Source organism: Vibrio sp. M250220 (assembly GCF_036533795.1).
In the GTDB taxonomy this organism is placed as follows: domain Bacteria; phylum Pseudomonadota; class Gammaproteobacteria; order Enterobacterales; family Vibrionaceae; genus Vibrio.
Genome location: NZ_JATABI010000053.1, coordinates 20082 through 27435 on the forward strand (window position 1 = coordinate 20082; position 7354 = coordinate 27435).

At 44.3% G+C, this 7354-nt stretch carries 6 protein-coding genes and 1 pseudogene; 4 read left to right on the forward strand and 3 right to left on the reverse strand.

Annotated elements, in window-relative coordinates:
• Positions 1–5: 5 nt before the first annotated feature.
• Together QTN94_RS16625 and modF are read left to right on the forward strand one after the other, a co-directional pair.
• A complete protein-coding gene (locus QTN94_RS16625; RefSeq protein ID WP_138972271.1) occupies positions 6–875 on the forward strand; it encodes a LysR family transcriptional regulator in 870 nt (289 codons plus the stop codon).
• A gap of 114 nt (positions 876–989) precedes the next feature.
• Positions 990–2453: a molybdate ABC transporter ATP-binding protein ModF gene (gene modF, locus QTN94_RS16630; RefSeq protein WP_331428300.1), complete on the forward strand. Its 1464-nt coding sequence runs from the start codon at positions 990–992 to the stop codon at positions 2451–2453.
• A gap of 76 nt (positions 2454–2529) precedes the next feature.
• Here modF and QTN94_RS16635 read toward each other — a convergent pair whose 3' ends face one another.
• Positions 2530–4137 (reverse strand): RCC1 domain-containing protein, encoded by a 1608-nt coding sequence (locus QTN94_RS16635; RefSeq protein WP_331428301.1) that lies wholly within the window; start codon positions 4135–4137, stop codon positions 2530–2532.
• Between the two features lie 239 nt (positions 4138–4376).
• Here QTN94_RS16635 and QTN94_RS16640 point away from each other — a divergent pair, with 239 nt between their 5' ends.
• Positions 4377–4622 carry a Rho-binding antiterminator gene (locus QTN94_RS16640; RefSeq protein WP_331417011.1) on the forward strand — a complete coding sequence of 82 codons (246 nt, stop codon included), beginning with the start codon at positions 4377–4379 and terminating at the stop codon, positions 4620–4622.
• Here the strand turns inward: QTN94_RS16640 and QTN94_RS16645 are convergent.
• Positions 4619–4852 (reverse strand): glutaredoxin family protein, encoded by a 234-nt coding sequence (locus QTN94_RS16645; protein WP_269376835.1) that lies wholly within the window; start codon positions 4850–4852, stop codon positions 4619–4621. The two genes, QTN94_RS16640 and QTN94_RS16645, sit on opposite strands and share 4 nt — an antisense overlap.
• Positions 4853–4968: 116 nt before the next feature.
• Between QTN94_RS16645 and QTN94_RS16650 the strand changes: the two genes are divergently transcribed.
• Positions 4969–5472, forward strand: coding sequence for a M48 metallopeptidase family protein (locus tag QTN94_RS16650; protein ID WP_138972290.1), 504 nt, complete (start codon positions 4969–4971; stop codon positions 5470–5472).
• A gap of 226 nt (positions 5473–5698) precedes the next feature.
• Here QTN94_RS16650 and QTN94_RS16655 read toward each other — a convergent pair.
• Positions 5699–7125 (reverse strand): annotated as a pseudogene (locus QTN94_RS16655) (IS3 family transposase); the annotation flags it as partial.
• Between the last annotated feature and the right edge of the window lie 229 nt (positions 7126–7354).

The following is a 7354-nucleotide window of genomic DNA, read 5'->3' on the forward strand; positions in this document are numbered from 1 at the left end:
TAAGTATGGACTCGAAGCACCTCAAGCACTTTGTTGCTGTCGCACAACATGGGCATTTCACTCGAGCAGCCAAAGCACTACATATCGCACAGCCGGCTTTGAGCATTTCGATAAAAAAGCTGGAACAAAGTCTGGGAGTCGAACTGTTTCGACGTGAAGATCGGCAAATATCGCTCACCGATGAAGGCGAGGTTCTGTATGAGCACGCCAAACGTATCTTACAGCAATTGGAAGATGCTCAACTTGCGATTGATGAGCTCAAAGGGCTTGAAAAAGGTGAAGTTCGGCTTGGTGCACCAAGTATGATGGGATCCTATTTCTTTCCACAGGTACTGATGGCATTTAACAGTCGTTATCCCAATCTGAAATTAACTTTGGTCGATGCGGGCACTCGAGATATTCGCAAGATGCTACTTAACGGCGAGCTCGATATTGGTGTGATTGATGATGAAAATGTGCCTGAAGACCTAGAAACCGACCATCTTTTGCAAGTGGAAATGTTGGCCGTTGTTGCCAAAGAGCATGCATTCGCAAAACAGAAATCGGTTGGCTTCGAGGATTTTTTTGACCATGAGCTGGTGATGTTTAAACAAGGTTATTTTCACCGTAACTTTCTCGAAGAAAAGGCATTGCAGTGCAGCAAAGAGATGCGCTTCTCTTTTGAAACCAATCTGTTGCCAATGATTCTAAGCATTGTAAAACACGAGTTTGCGATTACGGCACTACTTGAATTAGTGACCCAAAATGAGAAAGAGGTGGTTGGAGTACCGTTTGAACCAAGAGTCAAAATCGATCTATTACTGGCGTGGCGAAAGGATGGATACTTATCTATGGCGGACAGAACGTTTATTGATTTTGTTAAGCAATACGCCTAATGCTCTAATCTCGTTGTGAATATCACACTTTGCTATTTCCCTATCGCACTAAGCCTAGGTTTGAAGTAATTTGAGGCTATCAATCTATGTTTTGAAGGGTAGGGAAACCATTCTATGCAAATAATTATCAACCAGCTCGCTTTAGAAACAGGTACCAATCGACTCGAAATCGACGAGTGGACGATTAACCATGGACAATCATGGGGCGTGTTCAGTACCGAAGGCGATATTGGGTCCGCATTAGGATGTCTACTTACGGGCGAATATACGGTGTCGGAATCCATGCTTTCAGCAAGCGAAGGAGGCATTGCTCAAGTTTCGCTGGTTGAACAGCAACGATTATTGGAAGAGGAAATCGCCAATGATGAGACAGATTTTTTAGATAGAATTGATACAGGCACATCGGTTTACACATTGATTTATCGTCAGTGTCATTCTGAGTCGGTGACTAAAAACCTGCTTGAAAAACTGGATCTTTGCCACTTAGAAAAAAGCGGTTTCCGCGTGCTGTCGACGGGAGAAACTCGTCGTGTAATGCTTGCCCGTGCATTGGCAACACAGCCACAACTGATTGTGCTTGATAACCCCTTTACTGGCCTCGATGTCGCCCACAGAGCATCGCTAGCCGACTATCTGTATGAGTTATCGAAATCTATCCAGATGATTGTTACTTTCAATCGTGAAGAGGATATACCAGCATGGGTTGAGCAGATTGCGATGTTCAATCACGGCAAACTTGAAAGTGTTATGCCAAAGAGTGAATGGGAGTCGCATCCTGTCATTCGTCAGATTAAGGCACAGTCTCAAGAGCAGAGCGAACAGATGCTGGCATTAATCCACCGCTACCAACATAGCCACCATTTCGATAACCCGGTATTTGAAATCACACAAGGTCAAGTCGCGTACACGGATAAAACAATCTTTACGGGCTTGAACTGGCGAATTGATAATGGACAACATTGGCAAATCAAAGGGCCAAACGGCTGTGGAAAAAGTACATTGCTTGGGCTCATTTTTGGCGACCATCCGCAATGTTATTCCAATGACATCCAGATATTTGGCAAAAAGCGCGGTTCTGGTGAATCTATTTGGGAAATAAAAAAGCACATCGGTATGGTGTCGTCTGCTCTGCATCTCCAATACCGTGTCAGTTGTAAGGCACTAGAAGTCATTCTTTCGGGCTTTTACGACTCAATTGGCCTTTACCAGCAACCCTCTAAGAAAGAGATTCAGGTTGCTAAAGAGTGGCTGGAAATTCTCCATATGAGCCAGTATGCCAACATCTCGTTTAGAGAACTGGAATATGGTCAGCAGAGATTACTGTTGATTGCTCGTGCGATTGTTAAACAGCCCGCGCTGCTGATATTGGATGAGCCATACCAAGGGTTGGATTATCTAGGAAGGCGGCTGGTAAAAAATACTCTCGAGCTGATTGCCAAGGAAAACTTAAGCCAACTTCTTTATGTTTCACATTACCAAAACGACAAACTGGAAAGTATTGTCAATGAGGTCGAGTTTGTGTTTGATGAAACTGCCCATTGCTACAGAGCGAATGTTTCATCAGGCGAGACGCACTAACATCTTGGTTTATCAGCGATAACTCGTTCCATACGAGCTAGCTAGGTTAAGTAACAGGTAGCTCGATTCACACCATTTATGGTGTCGAATATTCCACCTCTTTGCCTTTGAGTTCAAGTTGATGAGCGGCTTGAGTTAAATCACCACCTCCATTACTGTCGCCAAAACAGACGACTGTGCCATTTGTTTTGAGTACAGCGAATGCGGTATCGGTAGCATAGACTGAATGTATATTGCTAAGATCAACGTTGGATGAGTTAGCGCCAAAATATGGATGCCCCCACGTTAAGACCGTTTCATCCTTCATTAAGGCGAAGAAAGCATGACCGTTGGTGAAGAGTTTTTCCACCCCTTGCGAGAAATCTATGGTTGAGGAATCTCCTCCTGCGCTAGCGGGTCCCCACGATACGACCGTACCGTCGAGTTTAACCGCTGAGAATGCTTGTTTGGTGGCTGAGATCGATGTTACTCCGCCGGAAAAGTCGACACCGGTTGAGTTTCCACCGTGAGCCGCGTCTCCCCATGTGATCACTGAACCATCTTTCCTTAGCGCAGCAAACGCTTTCTTTGTTGCAACAACGGTTTCTACGTTACTGATTTGGCTCACGACACCGCCATATGAGGGGTGCCCCCACGCAGTAATAGAACCGTCGTTTTTTAGTGCGACAAATGCACCGTCATTTGAAAATATATCAACAACAATGTCGTTAATTTGAGTCGGTTGGCGCCCTCCAGTATCAGGGTGCCCCCATGCGACGACAGAACCGTCGTCCAGCAAAGCGGCAAACGAAGCATCCGTCGCGAAGACCTTTTTTACCGTGCTGTTGAAGTGAACACCATTTAGATTTGCTCCAGTAAAGCTATTGCCCCATGCGACAACGCTTCCATCAGTTTTGATTGCGACGAAGGATGCGTCATTGGAGTATATCGATTCAATGTCCCTTGAAAGATCGACATTAGAACTGTTCCCACCGCTATTGGCACTTCCCCAAGTGACGACGCTACCGTCATTTTGCAGGGCGGCAAAGGCATAATCATTGGAGTAAATAGTGTTGACACCACTCGAGTTAAAGCTGACCTGACTACTGTTGGCGCCGAGTGTGTTGTCGCCCCATGTAAAGACTTGCCCCTTGTTATTCAGTGCAGCAAAAGCGCCTCCAGTGGAATAGATGCGTTTTATATCCGAAAGATCACGGTTTAAACTCCCGCCATAATAAGGGTCTCCCCAAGTCACGACCGTCCCGTTTCTCTTTAGTGCGGCGAAAGCTTTAGCGTTGCTATAGATAGTTTCAATGAGGTCTTCAGGTGGAGCGTAGTATTTGATTAGCGGAGAACTGACTTCGTCATTGGCGACGGTTAACTTAACTCTTTTGCCAAAGGTTGCCACATCGATTGTTTTAATCGGCCCAAATGATACTGAGTCTGAATGATCAAACGTACCGTCGTTGTTGCTATCCGTTTCCCACTGGTAGTCAAAATCTTGGTGAGTGCAGATATGACAAAATGCTTTGACACCTATATAGCCAGTACTGGAATTGCCGTACCAAGCACCAAATTTATTGATCTCTATGGGGGGAGGCGGCGTAGGCTTTTTAGGGGGCACAAGGGAGACTGGCTCACTGCTGCCATTACAACCTAAAATGATCATGGGGACGATAATAAACAACAAGCCTATTCGGTTCATATTTTTGGACCATAAAATCAAAACACCAAAAGTATGTGCCGTTTTTAGGCTGCCAATGTTTCAGTTGAGTAACGTCTCGCAGGCATTTAACGTTTATGTCTAACTCAGTGCTGTAAATCTTGAAGAGACAACGACTTGAGTTGTATGACTTGCATGGGTAGAGTGTTTGTTGTTGGTGCTAATAGGGTCAATGGCTGTGAGCCAAATCTGTCCATCAATGAATTAGAGCGGAGAGTAAAATGATTAGCTGCAACGATTATGACTATATCGAGATAGTGTGTTTGTACCGTTATCCTGTTCGTTTGACGCTAACAACAGGTCAAAGCATGGAAGGTATTGCTCGTGATACTGCTCGCAATCAGGACAAGCAAGAAGTGATTAAACTCGACGTAGACGGTGTCGAGCACTTGGTCGTACTCGACGAAATTTCATTAATGGACGTCTTGGTGGCGAATCCGCACTTCGCGCAAAAACGCTTTATCTAACCCTTGGAGTTATACATCTTTTCAAAGTTGTTTGGGTTCCAACCAATCATATAACGGTCTCCAATCTTCAAAACCGGCAGTGAGCGAGCGCCTATTGCATCCAGCTCTTTACGACCACGCTGCATTTTGGCATTGGTTAAACGGTACTGATAGCCTTTCGAATCGAGATAACGCTGAGCGTCTTTGCAGTGAGGGCATTTGTCTTTTACATACAGTACGAGTCGTTTCATCTTGTGTTCCTAGGCAGATATTCAGCGCAGAGTTTAATGAAAAGACCGTGAATGGCAAGTGTGAATAGGGTAGACTTATGCCCCTTTTGTAGACCAGACTTCGCTTTGTGTTAAATATGAATCCTTCATTACGCTACATCCAAGGTTATCCTGAACATATCGTGACTCCCGTTAGCCAATTGGTGGAGTCTGGACGTTTAGTCGCTTGGTTTGAGAAACGCTACCCCGATAATCATACAATCAAAAGTGAAAAAGCGTTGTTTGAGTATGCTTTAGCGATCAAAAACCGCTATATGAAGAAGACAGCTCCGTTGAGTAAAGTGGTCTACGATAACAAGATTCATCTGATAAACAACGCGCTTGGGCTACACACTTATGCCAACAAGATTCATGGCGGCAAGATCAAATCTAAAAACGAGATTAGAATTGCCAGCGTGTTTAAGAATGCGCCGGAGCCGCTTTTGCGTATGCTGATCGTTCATGAGTTGGCGCATTTTAAAGAGAAAGAGCACAACAAGGCGTTCTATCAGCTTTGTTGCCATATGGAACCGGAATACCATCAGCTGGAGCTTGATGCTCGTTTGTTTATGATTTACCTAGAAACAGTGAACCGCAATTAATCGTGATGACTCGTCGAAATAACAATACTAAGTCCAGCAATGATATGGGCCAAACCAAACCAGCATTATTGCGTATTTCGGTGATTGCGAACGCTCGTTTCCGCTGTTTTTCAAGTAAGTTGTCGTCTTTTTTACAATTTAGTAACGTCAATGATTAGGCTGCACACTTTTCAGGGTTCAAGTACACCTCATCGATATAACTCCAGTCTCTCGTTTGCCGACTTCATCTACCTGGATGAGTCAATTGAGCACGTCGGTAGACTTGCATACGTTGTCGGAGAATTTCATTATCCTCCCCGCAATGCCTCTGCTGAGGTGTTACATACTTTATGCCACTGTGTTTATGCTCATTGTTATACCAATCAACAAAATTACCAACCCAACACCGAGCGTCTTCAATGGAAGAAAACCCTTCCATTGGCCATGAAGGACAATACTTTATTGTTTTGAACAACGACTCAGAGTATGGGTTGTCATTGCTTACTCTTGGCCTAGAGTAAGAGCTTACAACCCCAAGGTCATACATCTTTGCAAGCATGGTGTAACTTCTCATAGGAGCACCGTTGTCAGAGTGCAAAGTAATGTTGCCTTGCACACACTTTTCCCGCCATGCTGTTCTTTGAAGTAACTCCGCTGCATATTCGCCTAGTTCCTGATCATACACTTCTGCACCTACTACTTTTCTACTGAAGATATCCATTATCAAATAGAGGTAATAGTGCTTCCCTCGTATTTTCGATGGCAGATAACTGATATCCCAGCTCCATACCTGATTTGGTTTGCAGGCTTTTTGAACCTTTGGTCGAGAAGGGCTTGTGCCAGCTTTGTTACGAGTTCGCTTACCTAGGTGGTTGTTTGCTTTTAATACACGATAAAATGTGGACTCTGAGGCAATGTAAATGCCTTCATCAGCCAACATTGGAACGATGATATTCGGAGGTAAATCGGCATACTCTGGTGTATTGCAGATATCTAATATCTGCTGCCTTTCGGCTTCTGATAGCTTATCATGAGGCTCGTGCTGCCGAGGATGCTGACGCATATCACTTGTGATTTCGGCAGAGTTCCGTGTCCAACGCTGGAACGTTCGTATTGATAACCCAGCGGTGGAACAAGCCTTTGTCTTTGTTGCCCCTTTACGTACAGCTTCATCAACAAGTGTGATTATTTTAAGCCGCTCTGAGATAGGAATCAGTCTTCCTCGTTGATTTCCCAGAGGGCATTGAACTTTTCCCGCAAAACCAGTAGCGCAGCCGTTTCAGCAAGCGCTTTCTCTTTACGTGCCAACTCCTTCTCCAACGCTTTTACCTTTCTGCGTTCCTCACGTAGTTGCTTATTTTCTTTGTGTGACATTGAAGTCGATGTTGCGCTCTGCGCCTTGATAGATAGTGCTCGCTAGGCTTTAACGTCATCGACAAATAACCCTTTAGACCTACAGTATTCAGCTAACTCGCGTTCAGACATTGTTGCAGTTTCAATCACTATGAAAAATCACTGCTCCGCTGAATAATCAGTAGTAGTATTTTCTAACGTCGGCTCTGTAGACAATAGGCCGCTTTCAACAAGTTCATTTTTCCACTTAGATACCACGGAAGGACTAACATCTAATTCTTTAGCAATTCTTCGATGAGACCAATTATATGGTGGTAACAACCAAGTTTGACCTTTTGTTTTCACATCAATTGGAACTGGATTAGCTGGCATAGTTATCTCCTTAAAAATCGAAATAACTATTCCTAAATATAGATCACTGGTTTGTAGAAAAAGAAGGGAACTCGGTACCGTTTGAGCGATCTGATCAGTCGCCAAACATACAAACCTACAACCGTTACCGAGTTCTCATGATTCTAACATTACCTGACCGCGCAGAGCGACGTCGTAT

Bases quoted from the DNA above. Each gene is read 5' to 3' on its own strand.
- QTN94_RS16635 (WP_331428301.1), bottom strand. From the start codon at position 4,137: ATGAACCGAATAGGCTTGTTGTTTATTATCGTCCCCATGATCATTTTA.
- QTN94_RS16625 (WP_138972271.1), top strand. From the start codon at position 6: ATGGACTCGAAGCACCTCAAGCACTTTGTTGCTGTCGCACAACATGGG.
- QTN94_RS16645 (WP_269376835.1), bottom strand. From the start codon at position 4,852: ATGAAACGACTCGTACTGTATGTAAAAGACAAATGCCCTCACTGCAAA.
- QTN94_RS16640 (WP_331417011.1), top strand. From the start codon at position 4,377: ATGATTAGCTGCAACGATTATGACTATATCGAGATAGTGTGTTTGTAC.
- QTN94_RS16650 (WP_138972290.1), top strand. From the start codon at position 4,969: ATGAATCCTTCATTACGCTACATCCAAGGTTATCCTGAACATATCGTG.
- modF (WP_331428300.1), top strand. From the start codon at position 990: ATGCAAATAATTATCAACCAGCTCGCTTTAGAAACAGGTACCAATCGA.